The 19,346-nt window shown below is 69.7% G+C and carries 20 protein-coding genes and 2 riboswitches; of the genes, 12 read left to right on the top strand and 8 right to left on the bottom strand.

Annotation, left to right across the window (positions count from 1 at the left end):
* Positions 1-46: 46 nt before the first annotated feature.
* Positions 47-397 (bottom strand): hypothetical protein, encoded by a 351-nt coding sequence (locus tag BLQ91_RS06805; RefSeq protein WP_143022538.1) that lies wholly within the window; start codon positions 395-397, stop codon positions 47-49.
* Positions 398-459: 62 nt separating this feature from the next.
* On the opposite strand from BLQ91_RS06805, the gene BLQ91_RS06810 reads away from it, so the two are divergent.
* Positions 460-1,005, top strand: a complete 546-nt coding sequence (locus BLQ91_RS06810) for a DM13 domain-containing protein (RefSeq protein WP_090095715.1) — start codon at positions 460-462, stop codon at positions 1,003-1,005.
* Positions 1,006-1,217: 212 nt separating this feature from the next.
* Entirely contained in the window at positions 1,218-2,168 is a 951-nt protein-coding gene (locus tag BLQ91_RS06815) for an AraC family transcriptional regulator (protein WP_090096053.1), read from the top strand.
* Here BLQ91_RS06815 and BLQ91_RS06820 read toward each other — a convergent pair.
* The 3 genes from BLQ91_RS06820 to BLQ91_RS06830 are packed head-to-tail and all read right to left on the bottom strand — an operon-like array spanning position 2,165 to position 5,889.
* Complete coding sequence (locus BLQ91_RS06820) at positions 2,165-4,192, bottom strand: 3-hydroxyacyl-CoA dehydrogenase NAD-binding domain-containing protein (protein WP_090095716.1); 2,028 nt, start codon at positions 4,190-4,192, stop codon at positions 2,165-2,167. The two genes, BLQ91_RS06815 and BLQ91_RS06820, sit on opposite strands and share 4 nt — an antisense overlap.
* A gap of 3 nt (positions 4,193-4,195) precedes the next feature.
* Positions 4,196-5,398, bottom strand: coding sequence for an acetyl-CoA C-acetyltransferase (locus BLQ91_RS06825; protein WP_090095717.1), 1,203 nt, complete (start codon positions 5,396-5,398; stop codon positions 4,196-4,198).
* A 56-nt stretch (positions 5,399-5,454) separates the two neighbouring features.
* Positions 5,455-5,889, bottom strand: coding sequence for a GNAT family N-acetyltransferase (locus BLQ91_RS06830; protein WP_090095718.1), 435 nt, complete (start codon positions 5,887-5,889; stop codon positions 5,455-5,457).
* A 107-nt stretch (positions 5,890-5,996) separates the two neighbouring features.
* Here BLQ91_RS06830 and BLQ91_RS06835 point away from each other — a divergent pair, with 107 nt between their 5' ends.
* The 8 genes from BLQ91_RS06835 (at position 5,997) to glyA (ending at position 12,932) form a co-directional block, all read left to right on the top strand.
* Positions 5,997-7,133, top strand: a complete 1,137-nt coding sequence (locus BLQ91_RS06835) for an acyl-CoA dehydrogenase family protein (protein ID WP_090096054.1) — start codon at positions 5,997-5,999, stop codon at positions 7,131-7,133.
* Positions 7,130-8,254, top strand: a complete 1,125-nt coding sequence (locus BLQ91_RS06840; protein WP_090095719.1) for a CaiB/BaiF CoA transferase family protein — start codon at positions 7,130-7,132, stop codon at positions 8,252-8,254. Before BLQ91_RS06835 ends, BLQ91_RS06840 begins: the two co-directional genes overlap by 4 nt.
* 318 nt (positions 8,255-8,572) lie before the next feature.
* Positions 8,573-8,770, top strand: coding sequence for a hypothetical protein (locus BLQ91_RS06845; protein ID WP_090096055.1), 198 nt, complete (start codon positions 8,573-8,575; stop codon positions 8,768-8,770).
* 164 nt (positions 8,771-8,934) lie between these two features.
* The gene (locus BLQ91_RS06850; protein ID WP_090095720.1) at positions 8,935-9,429 is read left to right on the top strand and encodes a transcriptional regulator; all 495 of its coding nucleotides are present in this window, start codon (positions 8,935-8,937) and stop codon (positions 9,427-9,429) included.
* A gap of 89 nt (positions 9,430-9,518) precedes the next feature.
* The gene (locus BLQ91_RS06855; RefSeq protein WP_090096056.1) at positions 9,519-9,902 is read left to right on the top strand and encodes a hypothetical protein; all 384 of its coding nucleotides are present in this window, start codon (positions 9,519-9,521) and stop codon (positions 9,900-9,902) included.
* Positions 9,903-9,916: 14 nt separating this feature from the next.
* The gene (locus BLQ91_RS06860; protein WP_090095721.1) at positions 9,917-10,219 is read left to right on the top strand and encodes a DUF3817 domain-containing protein; all 303 of its coding nucleotides are present in this window, start codon (positions 9,917-9,919) and stop codon (positions 10,217-10,219) included.
* Positions 10,220-10,264: 45 nt separating this feature from the next.
* A riboswitch (glycine riboswitch) is annotated at positions 10,265-10,370 on the top strand.
* Position 10,371: 1 nt separating this feature from the next.
* A riboswitch (glycine riboswitch) is annotated at positions 10,372-10,459 on the top strand.
* 99 nt (positions 10,460-10,558) lie between these two features.
* On the top strand, positions 10,559-11,653 hold the full coding sequence (gene gcvT, locus BLQ91_RS06865; RefSeq protein WP_090095722.1) for a glycine cleavage system aminomethyltransferase GcvT: 1,095 nt from the start codon (positions 10,559-10,561) through the stop codon (positions 11,651-11,653).
* Positions 11,654-11,666: 13 nt separating this feature from the next.
* Positions 11,667-12,932, top strand: a complete 1,266-nt coding sequence (gene glyA, locus BLQ91_RS06870; protein WP_090095723.1) for a serine hydroxymethyltransferase — start codon at positions 11,667-11,669, stop codon at positions 12,930-12,932.
* A 506-nt stretch (positions 12,933-13,438) separates the two neighbouring features.
* Here glyA and BLQ91_RS06875 read toward each other — a convergent pair.
* Positions 13,439-14,110, bottom strand: coding sequence for a COG4315 family predicted lipoprotein (locus BLQ91_RS06875; protein ID WP_090096057.1), 672 nt, complete (start codon positions 14,108-14,110; stop codon positions 13,439-13,441).
* Between the two features lie 161 nt (positions 14,111-14,271).
* On the opposite strand from BLQ91_RS06875, the gene BLQ91_RS06880 reads away from it, so the two are divergent.
* Positions 14,272-14,634: a hypothetical protein gene (locus BLQ91_RS06880; protein WP_143022539.1), complete on the top strand. Its 363-nt coding sequence runs from the start codon at positions 14,272-14,274 to the stop codon at positions 14,632-14,634.
* Between the two features lie 135 nt (positions 14,635-14,769).
* Positions 14,770-16,818 (top strand): S9 family peptidase, encoded by a 2,049-nt coding sequence (locus tag BLQ91_RS06885; RefSeq protein WP_090095725.1) that lies wholly within the window; start codon positions 14,770-14,772, stop codon positions 16,816-16,818.
* A 58-nt stretch (positions 16,819-16,876) separates the two neighbouring features.
* Here BLQ91_RS06885 and BLQ91_RS06890 read toward each other — a convergent pair whose 3' ends face one another.
* From BLQ91_RS06890 to BLQ91_RS06895, 3 genes are read right to left on the bottom strand one after another with little or no spacing between them, the layout of a single operon-like run.
* Positions 16,877-17,692, bottom strand: coding sequence for a spermidine synthase (locus tag BLQ91_RS06890; RefSeq protein WP_090096058.1), 816 nt, complete (start codon positions 17,690-17,692; stop codon positions 16,877-16,879).
* 29 nt (positions 17,693-17,721) lie between these two features.
* Positions 17,722-18,117 carry an adenosylmethionine decarboxylase gene (gene speD / locus BLQ91_RS42470; protein ID WP_030466682.1) on the bottom strand — a complete coding sequence of 132 codons (396 nt, stop codon included), beginning with the start codon at positions 18,115-18,117 and terminating at the stop codon, positions 17,722-17,724.
* Between the two features lie 33 nt (positions 18,118-18,150).
* Positions 18,151-19,317 carry a type III PLP-dependent enzyme gene (locus BLQ91_RS06895; RefSeq protein WP_245733181.1) on the bottom strand — a complete coding sequence of 389 codons (1,167 nt, stop codon included), beginning with the start codon at positions 19,315-19,317 and terminating at the stop codon, positions 18,151-18,153.
* Positions 19,318-19,346 lie beyond the last annotated feature (29 nt).

A 19,346-nucleotide genomic window follows, 5' to 3' on the forward strand; every position in this document is an offset into this window, starting at 1 on the left:
CGGGTGCCTTATCGGCTCCCTGACGGTCACGGTTGAGTGATCGTCGTCATTCGACCGTGATGCGGGCAAGCACCAAACTGGCCCCGGAAAGCCCTGCCACCAGCACTGTTCCGGTCATGTGCCATGTCGGAGCGTCACCCGTGCAGGTGAACACCTCGGTGAAGCGCTGCGAGGAGCACGTGACGAACGAGACCGACGTGAGGGCGATCGACGAGGCGGCGACCCCGCCGAGCACCGCGGAGCCGAACGTGCGCATGAGAGGGAACGCGGCGTTCGCGGTGCCGACCGCCGCGATGGCGAACAGCAGCGGCACGGGTCTGGGGAACAGGCCGGTCAGCGCGCAGCCGACCATCAGGACGCCGAGCACCGCTTGGCCGATTCTCGCCTGTGTCGCCACGGCTAAGGACCCTAACAACTCCGTAAGCTCTTTCCGATCCGGTTTGGGCCAGTATTTTCGGTATGCGCCATCGTCGATTCCTGATTCCCGTCTCGGTCTTCCTGGTCGTCGCCCTCGGGATCGGGCTGTACCTGTTCCAGCCCTGGCGGGTGTTCACGGTTCGCCAAACGAACGACGCGCTCCTGGTGCCCACCGCGACCTCGCAGATGTCGTCTTCCGCCGCTTCGGCACCGGTCTCGGAAACGCCGAAGCAGGTCGCCGAAACGCCGCAGGAGGTCGCGGCGGGGCAGTGGCGTTCGCTCGAACACGCGACCACCGGCAAAGCGAGCCTCATCGCGCTGCCCGGCGGCCGCCATTCCGTCCAGTTCGCGTCGCTGAACACCAGTGATGGCCCTGACCTGTACGTCTACCTGTCCCCGCACGCCTCCGACTCGTCCGAGAAGACGTTCGGCCAGGGATTCACGAGTCTGGGGAAGCTGAAGGGAAACCGCGGCGACCAGGTGTACGAAATCCCTTCCGGCGTGAACGTGTCCACCATTCGGAGCGTGGTGATCTGGTGCCAGAGGTTCTCCGCGGGCTTCGCCGTGGCTCCACTGGAACGAGCCTGAGAAATCAGGCGGTCACCTGCTCTCCCCGCACTGTTGACTTTTCTGGTCTAGACCACATAACGTCAACGGACACAACATCGTCCCTTGCCGATGGGCGTGCGGAAGCCCCGTCGGCGAGGAGCACGGCTCACCGCGTGGGCCCACTGCGGCGGTGACGCGACTCCAGCTCTCCCCGGAGCCGCGTCACCACTGCGGGCGTTTTACTGTTGTCCGTGCACTCCAGGACCGTGGCGATCCACTACGTGCGCGCGGCACTGCGCGCGTGCCCGGATCCGTCCGCCGTCCTGCGGGGCGCGGGCATCCCGCCGAGCCTGCTGGACGACGACAGGGCGCGCGTGACGCCCTCCCAGTACACGACGTTCATCCAGACCCTCTGGGAAGTCCTCGACGACGAGTTCATGGGCTTCGGACCGCGCCCGTCCAAGCGCGGCACGTTCGCGATGATGTGCCTGCTCGCCGTGCACTGCCCGGACCTCGAATCGGCCCTGCGGCGCGGCCTCGCCTTCTACGCGCTGTTCGACGAACCGCTGGAGCTCGCGCTCGTCGACGGCCGCTTCACGCTGCACATCCCCGGCGACCCCGACCACTTCCTGACCGAGTCGCTGCTGGTGCTGTGGCACCGCTTCTCGTCGTGGCTGATCGGCCGCCGCATCCCGTTGCGGGGCGCCGAGTTCGCCTATCCCGAACCCGCGCACGCCGCCGAGTACCACCTGATCTTCGGCTGCCCGCTGGCGTTCGGCGCACCCGCCACCGCGATCACGTTCGACCCGAGGTTCCTGCGCATGCCCGTGGTGCAGGACGAGGCGGCGTTGCGGCGCTTCCTGCGGCACTCGCCGGCGGAGCTGCTCTCGCGCCGCGACCACGGCGCGGACACGGCCGGGCACGTGCGGAGGCTGCTCGGACGCGGGGTGACGGGGCTGGAGGCCGTGGCGGCCCGGCTGGGCGTGTCGGCGCCGACGCTGCGGCGCAGGCTCGCTGCGGAGGGCACGTCGTTCCGCGAGGTGCGCGAACAGCTGCTGCGCGACCAGGCGGTCGCCTCGCTGGTGCGGGGCGGGGAGTCGGTGGAGGAGCTGGCGCTGCGCCTCGGGTTCTCCGAGGCGAGCGCCTTCCACCGGGCCTTCAAGAGGTGGACCGGGTCCTCACCCGGCTCCTACCGCGCCTAGAACCTGTCGCGCTCCCGCAGCGAGGCGGGAGGACGGAACCGCTCGCCGTACGTGTCGGCGAGGTAGTCCGCCCGTTCCACGAACGCCTGCACGCCGTAGGAGTTGATGAACTGCAGCGTGCCACCGGTCCACGGCGCGAAGCCGAACCCGAAGATCGAGCCGATGTTCGCGTCCGCCACCGACGTCAGCACACCCTCGTCCAGGCACCGCACGGTCTCCAGCGACTGCACGAACAGCAGCCGGTCGCGGACGTCCTGTTCGGACACACCCGCGTCGGCCTTCACGTACCGGGTCGTGAGCTCGGGCCAGAGGAACTTCCTGCCGCCCTCGGGGTACTCGTAGAACCCGGCGCCGGCCGACTTCCCGCTGCGCCCCAGCGACACCATCTCGCGGATGAGGTCGTAGGCGGCGCTCTCCGACACCAGCGACGGGTCGTCCGCGAGCGTCTGGTCGTGGATCTTCAGCTGCAGCGACAGCGTCACCTCGTCCGACACCGCCAGCGGGCCGACGGCCATGCCGGACTTCTTGGCGACGTTCTCGATCAACGCCGGCGAGACGCCCTCGGCGAGCATCGTGATCGCCTCGATCACGTACGTGCCGAACGTCCGGGAGGTGTAGAAGCCGCGCGAGTCGTTGACCACGATCGGCGTCTTCCCGATCTGCCGCACGTAGTCCAGCGCGCGCTGGAGCGTCTCCTCGGACGTCTTCTCGCCGCGGATGATCTCCACGAGCCGCATCTTCGGCACCGGTGAGAAGAAGTGCAGGCCGATGAACCGCTCCGGCGCCGTCACCGCGGACGCGAGACCGGTGATCGGCAGCGTCGAGGTGTTGGACGCGATCACCGCGTCCGGCAACGCCTTCTGCTCGGCCGCGGGCAGCACCTCGTTCTTCAGCTCGCGGTTCTCGAAGACCGCCTCGATGACGAGGTCGCAGCCCGCGAGGTCGTCGTCGGAGTCGGTCGGCGTGATGCCTTCCAGGCCCTGCGCGCCCTTGCGGGCCGACTCCAGCGTGACGTCCTTCAGGACCACCTCGATGCCCGCCTTCGCGGACACCTCGGCGATCCCCGCGCCCATCATGCCCGCGCCCAGCACGCCGAGCTTGCCCACGCGCTTGCCGGTGGCGGACGCGCGGCCGTTGACCTCGTTGAGGTTGAACCAGAACGCGGTGATCATGTTCTTGGAGACCTGGCCGGACGCCAGTTCCAGGAAGTAGCGCGCCTCGATCTCCAGCGCCGTGTCGAAGTCGACGTACGCGCCCTCGACGGCCGCCGCCATGATCTTCTCCGGCGCCGGGTAGACGCCGTGCGACTTCTTGCTCAGCACGGCGGGAGCGGCCGCGAGGATGCCGTAGCTGTCGGGGTCCGCGAACTTGAGGTCCGGCACGCCCGCGCCCTGCACGTCCCACGGCTGCGTCGGCGCCGGGTTGGCCTTGATCCACGCACGTGCCTCGGAGAGCAGCTCCTCGCGCGTGTCCACGAGCTGGTGCACGATCCCGGCCTGCAGCGCGCGTTCCGGACGCAGCTGCTTGCCCTCCATGAGCAACGGCAACGCCTTCTGCACGCCCAGCAGCCGCACCATGCGCGTGACGCCACCGCCGCCGGGCAGCAGGCCCAGCGTCGCCTCGGGCAGTCCGACGCGGATCTTGTCGTCGTTCAGCAGGATCCGGCGGTGCGCGGCGAGGGCGATCTCGAACCCGCCGCCGAGCGCGGTGCCGTTGATCGCGGCCACGACCGGCTTGCCGAGCTTCTCCAGGCGCCGCAGCTGGGCCTTGAGCTCCTCCACGCCGGCCAGCGCCTGCGAGACGTTCTCCGGCGTGATCGCGATGAGCACGTTCAGGTCGCCGCCGGCGAAGAACGTCTTCTTGGCGGACGTGACGATCACGCCGGTGATGTCGTCGCCCTCGAGCTTGGCGACCGAGTCGCCCATCAGCTCGCGGTACTCGTCGTTCATCACGTTGGCGGAGCCGGACATGTCCATCGTCAGGGTGACGATGCCGTCGGCGTCCTTGTCGTAGTGGAACGGCATCTTCTAGACCCTCTCGATGATCGTGGCGATGCCCATGCCGCCGCCGACGCACAGCGTGGCGAGGCCGCGGCGCAGGTCCCGGCGCTCCAGCTCGTCGAGCAGCGTGCCGAGGATCATGCAGCCGGTGGCGCCGAGCGGGTGGCCGAGCGCGATGGCGCCGCCGTTGACGTTGACCCTGTCCTCGGGGACGTCCATGTCCCGCAGGAACTTCAGCACGACCGAGGAGAACGCCTCGTTGACCTCGAACAGGTCGATGTCCTCGACCGAGAGGCCCGCCCTGTCCAGGGCCTTGCGCGCGGACGGCGCCGGTCCGGTGAGCATGATCGTCGGCTCGGTGCCCACGACCGCGACGGACACGATCCGCGCGCGCGGCGTGAGGCCCGAGGACCGGCCGGCGGCCGCGGAGCCGATCAGCATCGCGGCGGCGCCGTCGACGATCTGCGAGGAGTTGCCCGGCGTGTGCACGTGGCTGATGCGTTCGACGGTGGGGTAGCGGTCGATCGCGACGGTGTCGTAGCCGAGGTCGCCGTGGAACTGGAAGCTGGGCTTGAGCCTGCCCAGCGACTCCACCGTCGACTCGGGACGGATCGTCTCGTCCTCCTTGAGCACCACCGTGCCGTTCTGGTCGACGACCGGCACGACGGACCGCTCGAACCAGCCGTTCTTCTGCGCCTCGAACGCCCGCGCGTGCGACCGCGCCGCCCACTCGTCGACGTCGGTGCGGGAGAAGCCCTCCAGCGTCGCGATGAGGTCGGCCGACACGCCCTGCGGCACGAACGACAGGTCGAAGTTCGTCTGCGGGTCGATCGCCCACGCGCCGCCGTCGGAGCCCATCGGCACGCGCGACATCGACTCGACGCCGCCCGCCACCACCAGGTCCTCGAACCCGGACGCGACCTTGGCCGCGGCCAGGTTCACCGACTCGAGGCCGGACGCGCAGAACCTGTTGAGCTGCACACCGGCCGGGCGCTGGTCCCAGCCCGCGGCCAGCACCGCCGTGCGGGCGATGTCGCCGCCCTGCTCCCCGAGCGGGGACACGACGCCGAACACGACGTCGTCCACCGCGGAGGTGTCGAGGGAGTTGCGTTCGGACAGCGCGCGCAGCACACCGGCGGCCAGATCCACGGGCTTGACGCTGTGCAGCGACCCGCGCTTCCCCTTGCCGCGCGGCGTGCGCACCGCGTCGAAGATCAAGGCTTCGCTCATGGTCCTCACGCTAGGCCCGCCCCGGCGAGCTGGCCATGACCGTGGGGGGTGACCGATTAGCTCACCTGGAACTCCATGTACTCGGGATCCTCGGCCTGCCGGAAGCCGAGCCGCCGGTAGAGCCTGCGCGCGGGCAGGTTGTCCTCCCAGACCCGCAGGACGACGACCTTCCAGCCCTGCTCCGCCGCCCACGCCAGAACAGTCCTGACCAGGCCTTCCCCGATGCCGCGGCCGCGGTGGGAGGCGCGCACCCACATCGAGTAGAGGTAGAGCCCCTCCGGCTTCGCGGTGGCCGCGACCAGGGCGACGGGGTCGGGGTCGAGCGCGACGACCTTCAGCCCCTCGGCCGCGCGGTCGCGCCACTCGTCCTCGCCGTACCGCTGCTCGACCGCCAGCGCGGACCCGAACTCCTCGGGGTCGCTGGACAGCGCCTCCAGGCGGATGTCACGCCACAGCCGCCACTCGTCCGGCGCGACCTGATGGATCTGCATACCGAGCAGTCTGGACGACCGGGGTGGGAATTTCGCTCAGTTTTTCGGGTGATGGCCTGGCGCGCCGGTCATGGCGTGGACCACCGCCCGGTGGTTTCGTGGACGGCATGGCAGAGCGTCGATCGCGGTGGATGGACAGCGACCTGGACCAGTTGCGCCAGCTCGCGCGCACGTTCTTCGAGAAGGAGGTCACGCCGCACGCGGAACGCTTCGCCGAGCAGAAGCAGGTCGACCGCGAGCTGTGGCTCAAGGCCGGTGAGCTCGGGCTGCTGTGCCTCTCCATCCCCGAGGAGTACGGAGGCGGCGGCGGGACGTTCGCCCACGAGGCCGTGCTGCTCGAGGAGCAGGCGCGCGCCGGAGACAGCTCGTGGGGCAACAGCGTGCACAGCGGCATCGTCGCCCACTACCTCAACTCCTACGGCACCGAGGAGCAGAAGCGGCGCTGGCTGCCGAAGCTCGCCTCGGGTGAGCACGTCGGCGCGATCGCGATGACCGAGCCCGGCGCGGGCTCCGACCTCCAGGGCATCCGCACGAAGGCGATCCGCGAGGGCGACGAGTACGTCATCAACGGCTCGAAGACGTTCATCACCAACGGCGCGCTCGCCGACCTCGTCATCGTCGTCGCCAAGACCGACCCGGTGCAGGGCGCCACCGGCATCTCCCTGCTCGTCGTCGAGAACGACATCCGGCGCGGCCGCGTGCTCGACAAGGTCGGCATGAAGGGGCAGGACACCGCCGAGCTGTTCTTCGACGACGTCCGCGTGCCGGCGGACAACCTCCTCGGCGGCCAGGAGGGCCTCGGGTTCGTCCAGCTCATGCAGCAGCTGCCGCAGGAACGCCTCATCATCGGCGTCTGCTGCATCGCGGGCATCGAGGCGGCCGTCGACCTGACGCTCGGGTACGTGAAGGAGCGCAAGGCGTTCGGCAAGGAGCTGATCAAGTTCCAGAACACCCGCTTCAAGCTGGCCGAGTGCGCGACCGAGGCGTCCGTGACCAGGGCGTTCATCGATGAGTGCATCGAGAAGCACCTGCGCGGCGAACTGGACGTGCCGACCGCCGCGATGGCGAAGTGGTGGGCCAGCGACCGGCTGAGCAGGGTCGTCGACGAGTGCGTGCAGCTGTTCGGCGGCTACGGCTACATGAACGAGTACCCGATCGCACGTGCCTGGTCCGACGCCCGCGTGCAGCGGATCTACGGCGGCACGAACGAGATCATGAAGGAAATCATCGCGAGGTCCCTGTGAGCGGGCCTCTGCAGGGGCTGCGCGTCGTCGAGCTCGCGGGCCTCGCACCCGCGCCGTTCGCGTGCATGGTGCTCGCCGACCTGGGCGCGGACGTGGTGCAGGTCTGCAAGCCGGGGAGCCGGTCGACGGTCCCCGGTGACTTCCTGGGCCGCAACCGGCGCTCCATCGCGATCGACACCCGCACCCCCGAGGGCGCCGACCTGGTGCTGCGGCTGGTCGAACGCTCGGACGTGCTGGTGGAGGGCTTCCGGCCGGGTGTCACCGAGCGCCTGGGCATCGGCCCGGCCCAGTGCCTCGCCCGCAACCCGCGCCTCGTCTACGGGCGCATGACCGGGTGGGGTCAGGACGGGCCCCTCGCCGACCGCGCCGGTCACGACATCAACTACATCGCCGTCGCCGGTGCGCTGGAGCCTCTCGGCCGCGCCGGCGGGCCGCCGTCGTTCCCGATCAACCTGCTCGGCGACTTCGGCGGGGGAGGGCTGCTGCTGGCCCTCGGCGTGCTCGCCGCGCTGTACGAGAGGGAACGCTCCGGGCGCGGTCAGGTCGTCGACGCGGCCATGGTCGACGGGGCGGCGCTGCTGACGACGTTCCTGCACGGGATGCGGTCCGCGGGCATGTGGGCGGGCGGGCGCGGCGAGAACATGCTCGACGGTGGAGTGCCGTTCTACGACGTCTACGAGGCCGCGGACGGCAGGTACGTGGCCGTGGGCGCGCTGGAGGAGAAGTTCTACGCCGACCTCGTGCGCGTGCTGGGGCTGCAGGACGCACCCTCGCGCAACGACCCCGCGAACTGGCCTGAGCTGCGGGAACGCATCGCCGCGGCGGTGAAGACCCGGTCGCGCGACGAGTGGGCGGCCCTCGCGGAGGACACCGACGCCTGCCTGGCGCCCGTGCTGACCCCGGACGAGGCGGCACGTCACCCGTACAACGCGGAACGTTCCACTTTCGTGGACGTCGGCGGCGCGCTGCACCCGGCTCCGGCGCCCCGCTTCGACCGCACGCCGACGGCCGTTCCGACCCCTCCGGTTTCCGCGGGGGTGAACACCGGGGAAGTGCTTGCCGACATGGGTGTGGCCGCTGACCGAATTATGGAACTGCGGCGGTCTGGAGTAATTGGATGAATGGCCGGGCGCGCATTAATTGCGCCACGAGGGCGTGACGGAGTGTGAAGCAGGCGGTTCGGCATCCGGGTGAGGCCCGGTGCACCAGGTTCTGTCCAAGCTGTGGGATGCGAGGGAGTCCGTGTTCACCTCGTGCCCAGGACATCGGCGCTGCTGACGCCCCGCTTTAGCCGCCATTCGGGTGACGTTGGGCGCCCCGCAGGCGTGCGCCCCTGGTCGATCGCCGCGATGGTCGGGCGTGGTCGTTGTTCATCTCAAGGGTGAATGGGGGACCATGTCGGGTGACACGGGCGGTCCGCCGCCTGACCGGTGAGCGACATGGACGGAGAGGTACCTGTGAACCTCAAGAAGGTGCTAGTGCTGGCGGGCGTGGCGCTGGTGCTGTTCCTCCTGATCACCCGGCCCGAAGAGTCCGCTTCGGCGGTCCAGACGGCTCTCGGCTGGCTGCGGGAGGGCGCGGAGTCGATCATCACCTTCGTCAGGAGCCTCTTCGGCACGGCGACCCCCATCTCCTAGTCACGCACGGTGATCCTCGACCGTTCGCGTTGAGCCGGACGGGTGGAATGCGGCCAATCACGCACTGGTAACGGGTGTTCTGAGGATTCAGGGTCTGGCGATTGTCAGACCTACCGAATACCTTCCGCTGCAATGGCCGATCCCCGACCGACGAGGAGGCATGGATGGTCGAGGACTCCGGGGTCCACGAGCTCTTGAAGCAGTGGGCGGCTGAACGGTCTGATGACGCAGAGATGCAGGAGGTGAACCGGATCAAGAACGCGTGGCTCGCTGAGGCTCCCCCCTCGGCGCCAGGCATCCCCGTGCAGCGGGGTGCCGCACGGAGCGGGTCGCGTGGCTTGGTCAAGGTCGACTCGGCGGATCCGGCCTACGTGGCCGCGATGCGCAAGCGGGCGCCGGAGGCACCCGAGGCGTTGCTCGCCGCCGCGGCGAGCTACTGGCAGCTGGTGGGCGACGTCGCCGAAGCCGAGCAGTGGTGGGACGCGGGCATCAGCCCGCTGGACCAGCGCGCGCTCGACTACCGCGCGGCCGGCCTCACGCCCGCCGACCTCGGGAGGCGCCTGGGACCGATGACGGTTCTCCAGCACCTCCGCCGTGGCTCCGCCGCGGCCTGGTGCGTCGCACGTCTGCAGAGGCAGCGCCGGGACGGCGTGGCATAAGAGGAGAGGGCTGCCGGAGGCGGCAGCCCTGTACCCATCCCCGCGGGTGGCCTCCTGCCAGGAGGCCTCACCCCAGTAGTGTGGAGGTCGTGCGCGGCCTCCTTACTCCCCAGCGTGTGCTGATCGCGCTCGCCTGTCTGGCGGCGCTGATCGTCTGCTGCGGGCTCGCGTACTGGCAGTGGCAGCGCTTCGAGTCCTCCAGCGGCACGTTCCAGAACCTCGGGTACGTGCTCCAGTGGCCGCTCTTCGGCCTCTTCCCCCTCTTCATGGTGTGGCGTTTCCGCCGCCTGGCACGCCAGCGCCGTGACGAGGCTCTCTCCGCACCGGAGCCGGTTGCGGCCGCCGCCGAGCCGGTGACTACCGTTGACGCCGTCAAACCCGCGCCCGTCGAGCACTTCGACGACGACGAAGACGCGGAGCTCGCGGCCTACAACCGCATGCTCGCGAACCTGAACGCGCGGGACGGTCGTTGAGCGAAGGCGGGCAGATGAAGGGTGCGTTGACCCGGTTCAGGGTCATGGCTTACGTGGTCGGTGTCTTCCTGCTGCTCCTGGTCGTGGCGATGGTGCTCAAGTACGCCGCGGACATGGACGGCGCGATGAAGGTCGTCGGCCCGGTCCACGGCTTCCTGTACGCCATCTACCTGGTGCTTTCCGTCGACCTGGCGCTGAAGCTGCGCTGGTCGATCAAGGGCACGGCGCTCGTCCTGATCGCCGGCACGATCCCGTTCCTGTCGTTCTGGGCGGAGCGCAAGGTGGTCGAGAAGACGGCGCAGGGCGTGCCGCTGTGACGTTCGGCCTGCTAGCGTCTGGGGCAACCAACTGAACACGGCCGTCGATGTCGCGCGGGAGAGCTCCACCGCTGCCGGTTTCCGGCGTGGGGAGCGCCGAAGGAGCAACTCCTCCCCGGAATCTCTCAGGTCCCCGTACCGCGCGACGAAGGCAACTCTGGAAAGCAGGCTCGTCAGCAGCCTCGCCCACGGTGCAAGCCACTCCGGTGGTGAAGCTCTCAGGCTCATGACAGAGGGGGAGGCTCTCTCAGACGAGGAGTCTCTGATGGACCGTGTCATTCTTCTGTTGCCTCAGCCGGCCTGGCCCGGCTCTTCGGCGCACCCTCAAGGAGCGTTCTGATGTCCCGCCTCACGCCTCTGAACGCCGAGCACGAGCAGCTCGGCGCGATGTTCACCGACTTCGCGGGCTGGCGGATGCCGCTGCGCTACTCGTCCGAGCTCGCCGAGCACCACGCGGTGCGCACCTCCGCGGGCCTGTTCGACCTCACGCACATGGGTGAGATCGTCCTGACCGGACCGCAGGCGGGCGAGGCGCTCGACTACGCGCTCGTCGGCCACATCTCCGCGCTGGCCGTCGGCAAGGCGCGCTACACGATGATCACCCAGGCCGACGGCGGCGTGGTCGACGACCTGATCGTGTACCGCCTGGGCGACGAGGAGTTCATGGTCGTCGCGAACGCCTCCAACGCCGCGGTCGTGGCCGACGCGCTCGTGGAGCGCGCCGCCGGGTTCGACACCGCCGTCACGGACAGGTCGACCGACTACGCGCTGATCGCGGTCCAGGGCCCGAAGTCCGTCGAGATCCTCGCCGGCCTGACCGACACCGACCTCTCGGCGGTGAAGTACTACGCCTCGTACCCGTCGACCGTCGCGGGCGTTCCGGCGCTGCTCGCGCGCACCGGCTACACCGGCGAGGAGGGCTTCGAGCTGTTCGTCACCCCGGCCGACGCCCCGGCCGTGTGGGCCGCGCTGCTGGAGGCGGGCCAGCCGCACGAGCTCAAGCCGTGCGGGCTCGGCTGCCGCGACACGCTGCGCCTCGAAGCCGGGATGCCGTTGTACGGCAACGAGCTCACCACGTCGCTGACGCCCTACAACGCGAACCTCGGCCGCGTCGTGAAGCTCGACAAGCCGGGCGACTTCGTGGGCCGCGACGCCCTCGCGAAGGTGGCGGAGTCCGGTGTGGACTCGGTCCTGGTCGGACTGAAGACCCCCGAGCGGCGCGCCCCGCGCCACGGCTACGCGGTGCTGAACGGCGACGAGGTCGTCGGCGAGGTCACCTCGGGCGCCCTGTCCCCGACCCTCGGCTACTCGGTCGCGATGGCCTACGTGACCCGTGCGAGCTCCGAGCCGGGCACCTCACTGCTGGTGGACGTCCGCGGCAAGAAGCAGCCGGTCGAGGTCGTCGCACTTCCGTTCTACAAGCGTGCCAAGTAGGGAGATCCTCCAGATGTCCGACCAGTTCAACGCCTCCCTCGCGGAGTACGACCCCGAGGTTGCCGAGGCCGTAGCGGCCGAGCTGGCACGCCAGCAGGGCACCCTCGAGATGATCGCCTCGGAGAACTTCACCCCGGTCTCCGTGCTGCAGGCCCAGGGCTCCGTGCTCACCAACAAGTACGCCGAGGGCTACCCCGGCCGCCGCTACTACGGCGGCTGCGAGCACGTCGACGTCGTCGAGCGCCTCGCCATCGAGCGCATCAAGTCTCTCTTCGGCGCCGGCTTCGCGAACGTCCAGCCGCACTCGGGCGCCCAGGCCAACGCGGCCGCCATGTTCGCGCTCCTGCAGCCCGGCGACACGATCCTCGGCCTGGACCTCGCGCACGGCGGCCACCTGACGCACGGCATGCGCATCAACTTCTCCGGCAAGCTCTACAACGTCGTGCCGTACCACGTCTCCGACGGCGACGGCCGCGTCGACATGGCCGAGGTCGAGCGCCTGGCCACCGAGCACCGCCCGAAGCTGATCGTGGCCGGCTGGTCCGCCTACCCGCGCCAGCTGGACTTCGCCGAGTTCCGCCGCATCGCGGACTCGGTCGAGGCGTACCTGATGGTCGACATGGCGCACTTCGCGGGCCTCGTGGCCGCGGGTCTGCACCCGTCGCCCGTGCCGCACGCGCACGTGACCACGACGACCACGCACAAGACCCTCGGCGGCCCGCGCGGCGGCGTGATCCTGTCGAACGACGCCGACATCGCCAAGAAGATCAACTCGGCGGTGTTCCCCGGCCAGCAGGGCGGTCCGCTGGAGCACGTGATCGCGGCCAAGGCCGTGGCGTTCAAGCACGCCGCCTCGCCGGAGTTCGCCGACCGGCAGCGCCGCACGCTCGAGGGCGCCCGGATCCTGGCCGACCGGCTGTCGCAGGCCGACGTCGCGGCCGCCGGCGTGAAGGTGCTCACCGGGGGGACCGACGTCCACCTGGTCCTCGTCGACCTGGTGTCGTCCGAACTGGACGGCAAGCAGGCCGAGGACGTGCTGCACCGGATCGGCATCACGGTGAACCGCAACGCCGTGCCGAACGACCCGCGTCCGCCGATGGTGACGTCCGGTCTGCGGATCGGCACGCCGGCGCTGGCCACCCGCGGGTTCGGTGAGGTGGACTTCGCCGAGGTCGCCGACGTGATCGCCGAGGCCCTGAAGCCCGGGGCGGCTGTGGAGGAGCTGCGGGCTCGGGTCGAGGTCCTGGCGGCCAAGCACCCGCTGTACTCGTCGCTCTGATCTTCCGATCTCGTCGGACCCCCTGAGCAGCGTTTGGGCTCAGGGGGTCCTTCTTGTGGGGGGACCCCTGCGGTCGCCTGAGGTTCTGGGGTTGGTGTGGGGCCGCCTTCGGCGTCCGCATGGGCCTGTCCCCCTGTGCGGCTGCCTGGTTGTGATCCGCAGGTGGTGCGGGTGGTTGCGATCGCCGCCTGTTCGGGGGTGGCCGGGTTGCTGGTGGCGGGATCGGCTTGCGTGCTCTCCCCGAGGGCTCTGCGCTCAGACTCCCGACACTCCCCGAGGAGCCGGTCCAACGCCCCTCGCGAGTTGATGGCACGCCTGTCGCGTTGGGCGGTTTGCTTTCCCTGTGCGCCAACGGTGTACGGCGAAGGGCGCCGCCTCTGTGGCGACGCCCTTCGCGACCCCGGAGCGAGAACGACGGGAACCCCGGCCCCTTCCCCAGGGCCGGGGTGTCACCGTGTCAGGGTGTTGTGTGTCTCAGATGGACCGTCCTAACGGGAGTGTGCGGGTTACGCGGCGGGCGCCGTGACGCCGGGGGGCAGGCACTCCACGTTGCGCTTGCCGTCGGGCTGGATCACGAACCAGGTTCCGCCGACGCCCTGACCCTTCCAGGCGCCCGGCTTCGGGTCCTGCGAGTAGGCGTAGAGCGCCCAGCCGTCGATCGCGACCTGCTTCTTGCCGTCGGCGCGGGTGATCAGCGAGACGAGCTTCGGGTCGATGCCCTCGACCTGGGGAACCGTGTCCGAGAGGAGCGGCGGCCAGGTCACCGCGCACTGGTTGTTGCAGTTCGACTTGCCTTCCGGCTTCGGGGTGTCCTTGTCGAAGCGGTACATCGTGCGGCCGTCGCCGTCCTGGACCACGAGGCCCATCTTGTCGACGGGCTTGCCGACCAGCTTCAGCGAGCTGACCGGGGCGGCTGCAGGGGGCTGCGCCGCGGGCTGTGCGGCCGGGGTTTCCGGGGCCTGCTGCTGGACGGGGGTCTCGGGCGCCGCAGCGGGCTCCTGGAGTACCGGGGGCTGACCCACGTCGCCGTAGTCACCGAGGACGCCCAGGTCGGTTTCGGTCTGTGCCACCGGCTTGGAGTTGTTCGAGCCACTGCCCGTGGCGCTCCAGACACCCAGACCCAGCACAACTGCCAGTCCCGCGGCGAGCCCGATGGCAATGCGGTTACGTCGGATCACACTCATGTCCTCCTTGTCCATCCGTTCGCTCTATCGAGGCCATACGGGCGGGGTTGCGTCTCGGTTCAGAAACGAACCGAACCTCCTCGTCTCCCGAACGTCGGGCGGCACCGGGTCGTGCAGGAGGTGCAGGGTGGTTGTCGCTGGTCAGCTGGCGGAAGATGGCCGATCGGGTGGGTGCGCCGTTGCCGATCGGAATTCACGCCTCGGACGGGAGCGTGGCCGGGCCGCAGGACGGCGCGGTACTCGTGATCCGCTCACGAGACGCGTTGCGGAGGCTCGTGTGGAGTCCGAACGAGCTCGGGCCGGCTCGCGCGTACCTGAGCGGGGAGCTCGACCTCGAGGGGGAGGAAGCGCGGCTGCGGGGTGCGCTGCACACCAAGAGCCGCGATCGGCACGCGATCTCGCACCACTACTGGGAAGTGTGCGACGAGCCGTTCGTCGCGACCTCCACGATCGAGATGGGGAGCACGTCGGCGAGCGCGACCACCCCGAGTGCGCCGCGGCGCTGCACCGGCTGTTGAAGCCGGAGGGCCGCCTGCTGCAGCAGATGCGAGCTCCTGCGACCGTGTGCCGCAATCCCCTCGGGCACCTGGATCGTGCTGGGGAGCGCACGTCACAGCACCCGTGCCGGCGGCATGTGCGGGTTAGGGTGGGTCGTGGGCAACGACATCTCCTTCCCGCGCCAACAGGCGCGCACCCAGCGGTTCACCGTCGGCGCACCGAGGACCTTCGCGGTGTCGGCGGACGGCGCACGCGTCTTCTTCCTGCGCCCGGCCACGGCCACGAGCCGCGCGAATGGGCTCTGGGAGCTGAACACCTCCACCGGCGTCGAGCGGCTGCTCGCCGACCCGGCGGCGCTGCTGACCGACCCGGAGGACCTGCCGGCCGAGGAGAAGGCGCGCCGGGAGCGCACGCGTGAGTCCGGCGCGGGCATCGTCGGGTACGCGCTGTCCCGCGACGCCTCGGTGGCCTCGTTCGCGCTGTCCGGGCGGCTGTTCGTGGCCGACCTGGTCAACGGTGCCGTCCGGGAGCTGCCCACCGAGGGCGGCGTCATCGACCCGCGGGTCGACCCGACCGGGGAGCGCGTGGCCTACGTCACGCGCGGCACGTTGCGGGTCGTCGAGCTGGCGTCGGGCGAGGACTACGCCGTCGCCGTGCCGGACGGCGAGGACGTGACGTTCGGGCTGGCCGAGTTCATCGCGGCCGAGGAGATGTCGCGCTACCGCGGCTACTGGTGGGAACCGGGGGGCAAGCGCCTCATCGCGGCGCGGGTGAACAACGCGCCCGTGCAGCGCTGGTACATCGCCGACCCGGCGAACCCCGGCACCGCCGCCACCGAGATCGCCTACCCGGCGGCGGGCACGGCCAACGCCACCGTGTCGCTGCAGGTGGTGTCGCTGGACGGCACGTTCGTGCCGGTGCTGCTGGAGTTCGACTACCTCAACGACGTGCACTGGTCGTCCGGTGGTGCTCCGCTGATCACGACGCAGACCCGTGACCAGCGCACTCGCCGGATCCACGCGCTGGTGCCCGACACCGGCGCCGTCACCGAGCTCGCGGTCGAGACCGACCCGGTGTGGCTCGAGGTCAGCGACGGCGCTCCCGCCTGGACCCCGGACGGTCGCCTCGTGCGGATCGTGGGGGAGGGCGACGAGTACGCGCTGAAGGTCGGCGACGCGGTCCTCACCTCCGGGCTGCAGGTGCGCCGGGTGCTCGACATCGCCGACGACTCGATCCTGGTCGCCGCGTCCGCCGACGACCCGACCCAGGTGCACGTCTACTCCGTGGGCGAGACCGTCGAGCAGGTGTCCACTGAGGACGGTGTGCACTCCGCGATCCGCGGCGGGGACACGGTTGTGCTCGTTTCGGCCACTGTGGACAGGTTCGGCGCGCGAGTCCGGGTGGGCGACCACGAGATCGAGTCGTGGGCGGACACGCCGGTGATCAAGGCGTCCCCGCGGATGCTGACGCTGGGCGAGCGCGGGATCAGGGCGGCGCTGCTGCTGCCGTCCGGTCACGTGCCGGGCACGAAGCTGCCGGTGCTGATGGACCCGTACGGCGGCCCGCACGCGCAGCGCGTGCTGTCGTCGCAGAACGCCTTCCTCGCCTCGCAGTGGCTGGCGGACCAGGGGTTCGCGGTCATCGTCGCGGACGGCCGCGGCACGCCGGGGCGCGGCCTCGCCTGGGAGCGCGCGATCGCGTTCGACTTCGCCGGCGTCACGCTCGACGACCAGGTGGACGCGCTGCACGCGGCCGCGGAGGTCGAGCCCGACCTCGACCTCACCCGCGTGGCGATCCGGGGCTGGTCCTACGGCGGCTACCTGAGCGCGCTGGCCGTCCTGCGCCGCCCGGACGTCTTCCACGCGGGCATCGCGGGCGCCCCGGTCACCGACTGGCGCCTCTACGACACCCACTACACCGAGCGCTACCTGGGCCACCCGGACGAGAAGCCCGAGGTCTACGACTCCAACTCGCTCATCGCCGACGCGGACAAGCTCTCCCGCCCGCTGATGATCATCCACGGCCTGGCCGACGACAACGTGGTGGCGGCCCACACGCTGCGCCTCTCCAGCGCGCTGCTGGCCGCCGGTCGCCCGCACACCGTGCTGCCGCTCTCGGGCGTCACGCACATGACCCCGCAGGAACAGGTGGCGGAGAACCTGCTGCTCCTGCAGGTCGACTTCCTCAAACAGTCCCTGGCCTGAGCAAGCGGAAGGGGCGCCTCCCGCGAACGGGAAGCGCCCCTTCCGGAAAACCGAACCGTCAGGCCAGCGACTGCCGCACCCGGTACGGCGGGATGCTGTTGCCCACCAGTGCCAGGTCGTCGATCGTCTCCGGCTCGTACCCGGCCGTCTTCAGGCGCTCGACCATGAGAGCGGTCGGGTCCTCGACGACGTCCGCGCGGCCGAACAGGTACGCCCACTCGTGCTCGTCCGAGCCGTAGTACGCGACCGTGTCGAACACCTCGTTGAACCGCTGCCAGGAGCGGATCAGCGTGGTGTTGCGCCACATCGTCTGGCAACCGGACTGGTTGACGACGACACCGCCGGGACGCAGCAGGGCCTTGCACATGCGCAGGAAGTCGGCGCCGTACAGGCGGTTGTGCTGCGCCTCCTCCTCACGCTCGTCGGGCAGGTCCACCAGCACGATGTCGTACTTCTCCGACGTCGTGCGGATGTACTCGAACCCGTCGATGTACTGCACGCGGATCGGGCCGTCGCCCTTCTCCGCGGCGGCCAGCTCCTCGACCGTGTAGCCGTACGGGAGGTGCTCCGCGCACAGTTTCACGGCCTGCTCGTCGATGTCGATGTGGTCGACCACCGAAGCACCGTGCTGAACGGCCATCTGGCACACGACGCCCTCGGAGGAGCCGATGACCAGCACGCGCTCGACGGTGTCGGCCAGCAGCAGCGCCGGCACCATCAGGGCCTCGTGGTAGGTCAGCTGGCTGAACTCCGTCGACTGGCGGTCATCGTCGCAGAACAGCGACAACCCCTGGGCCGTGCGGGCGATCACGAGGTGCTGGAAGTCGGTTTTGGTGTCGACCACCACCTCGTCCACGCGCCAGTGGCGGGTCATGCCCTCGGCGAGTGGTTCGTTGATGACGTTCACGCGGCGTGCTCCTTGATGCCACGAGTGACGAGATCCGTGCTCACGTGAGCGGCGCCCAGTGCGTCAGCGAGTAGCTGCACGGCGAGCGCGGGTTTCGCACGAGTACCGCAGGTGAACACGTCGACGAACACCGAACCCACTTCCGGGTAGGTGTGGATCGAGGCATGGGATTCCGACAGCAGGGCCAGCACGGTGACTCCTTGGGGATCGAACTTCTTGGAGATCACCTCCAGCACAGTTGCGTCGGCCTGCGTGAGAACCTCACCGAGGGCGTGTCGCAGGAACTGCTCGTCGTCGAGCAGATCGGCACTCACACCCGAAAGCTCTGCAAGTACGTGCTGTCCCGCGAACAAACCGACGGTCTCCTCGGTCTGACAGGGCGCTTCGGACATCAATCACTCCAAACTATGTGAATTGCGGCGGACTCAGATGCAGTACGTGGCCAGCGGCGGGAAGCCGTTGAAGCACACGGACGAATAGGAGGAGGTGTAGGCGCCCGCGTGGAGGATGTCCACGTGGTCGCCCGCCTGCAGGTCGAGCGGCAGGTCGTAGCGGGTGTGCTGGTAGATCACGTCGTCCGCGTCGCACGTCGGACCCGCCAGCACGATCGGGCCGGTCTCGCCGCCGTCGCGCGAGGTCCGCAGCCGGTACGCGATCGCCTCGCCCTCGGTCTCGGCGAGGCCCTGGTAGCGGCCGATGTCGAGGTAGACCCAGCGGCGCTCGTCCGAATAGGACTTCCGCGACACGAGCACGACCGACGACCGGATCATGCCGGCCTCGGCGGAGACCGCCCGGCCGGGCTCGATCATCACGCGGGGACGTGAGGGACCGAAGTGCCGGGCGAGCGAGGCCTCGATGGCGGAGGCGAAGGACTCGAGCGACGGCGTGGAGGCCTGGTACACGGCGGGGAGACCGCCGCCCAGGTTGACCGTCGTCGTCTCGATGCCCTCGGCACGCAGCTTCGCGGCGATCAGGGCGGCGTCGGCGATGCCGGAGTCCCAGCCCTCCACCGAGAGTTGCTGCGAGCCCGCGTGGAACGCGACGCCGAGAGGAACGAGTCCCAACTCGTGCGCCAGCCGCAAGAGATCCGTCGCCATCTCGGGATCGCAACCGAACTTGTTGCCGAACGGGTACGTGGAACCCTTGCTGTGGACGAGAATCCGCACCAGCACGGCCGAGCCCGGCGCGTGCGCTGCGACGAACCGGACGTCCTGCTCGCTGTCCGACACGAACATCCGCACGCCGCGCGAGTGGGCGTACGCGATGTCAGCGGCCTTTTTGATGGGGTTGCTGTACGAGATCGACGACGGCGCGGCGCCGCGCGCCAGGCACAGGTCGATCTCCGCGGGTGACGCCACGTCGAAGTGCGCCCCCTCGGCGACCAGCGTGCCGACCACGTCGGACTCGGGGTTCGACTTGACCGCGTAGTAGATGTCGACGGACGGCATCGCCGCGCGGATCGCCTGGTAGCGGCCGCGAATCGTCTCGAGGTCGATCACCAGACACGGTGTCGACGGGTTCTCCTGGTCCAGGAAACGCCGAATACGAGCCTCTGCCTCGGTGCGCCGATGAACGGCGAAGCTCTCGGTCATTTCCCCAGGGTTCCCCCTTCATCCGCCTG

The organism is Lentzea jiangxiensis, from assembly GCF_900104175.1.
In the GTDB taxonomy this organism is placed as follows: Bacteria; Actinomycetota; Actinomycetes; order Mycobacteriales; family Pseudonocardiaceae; genus Lentzea; species Lentzea jiangxiensis.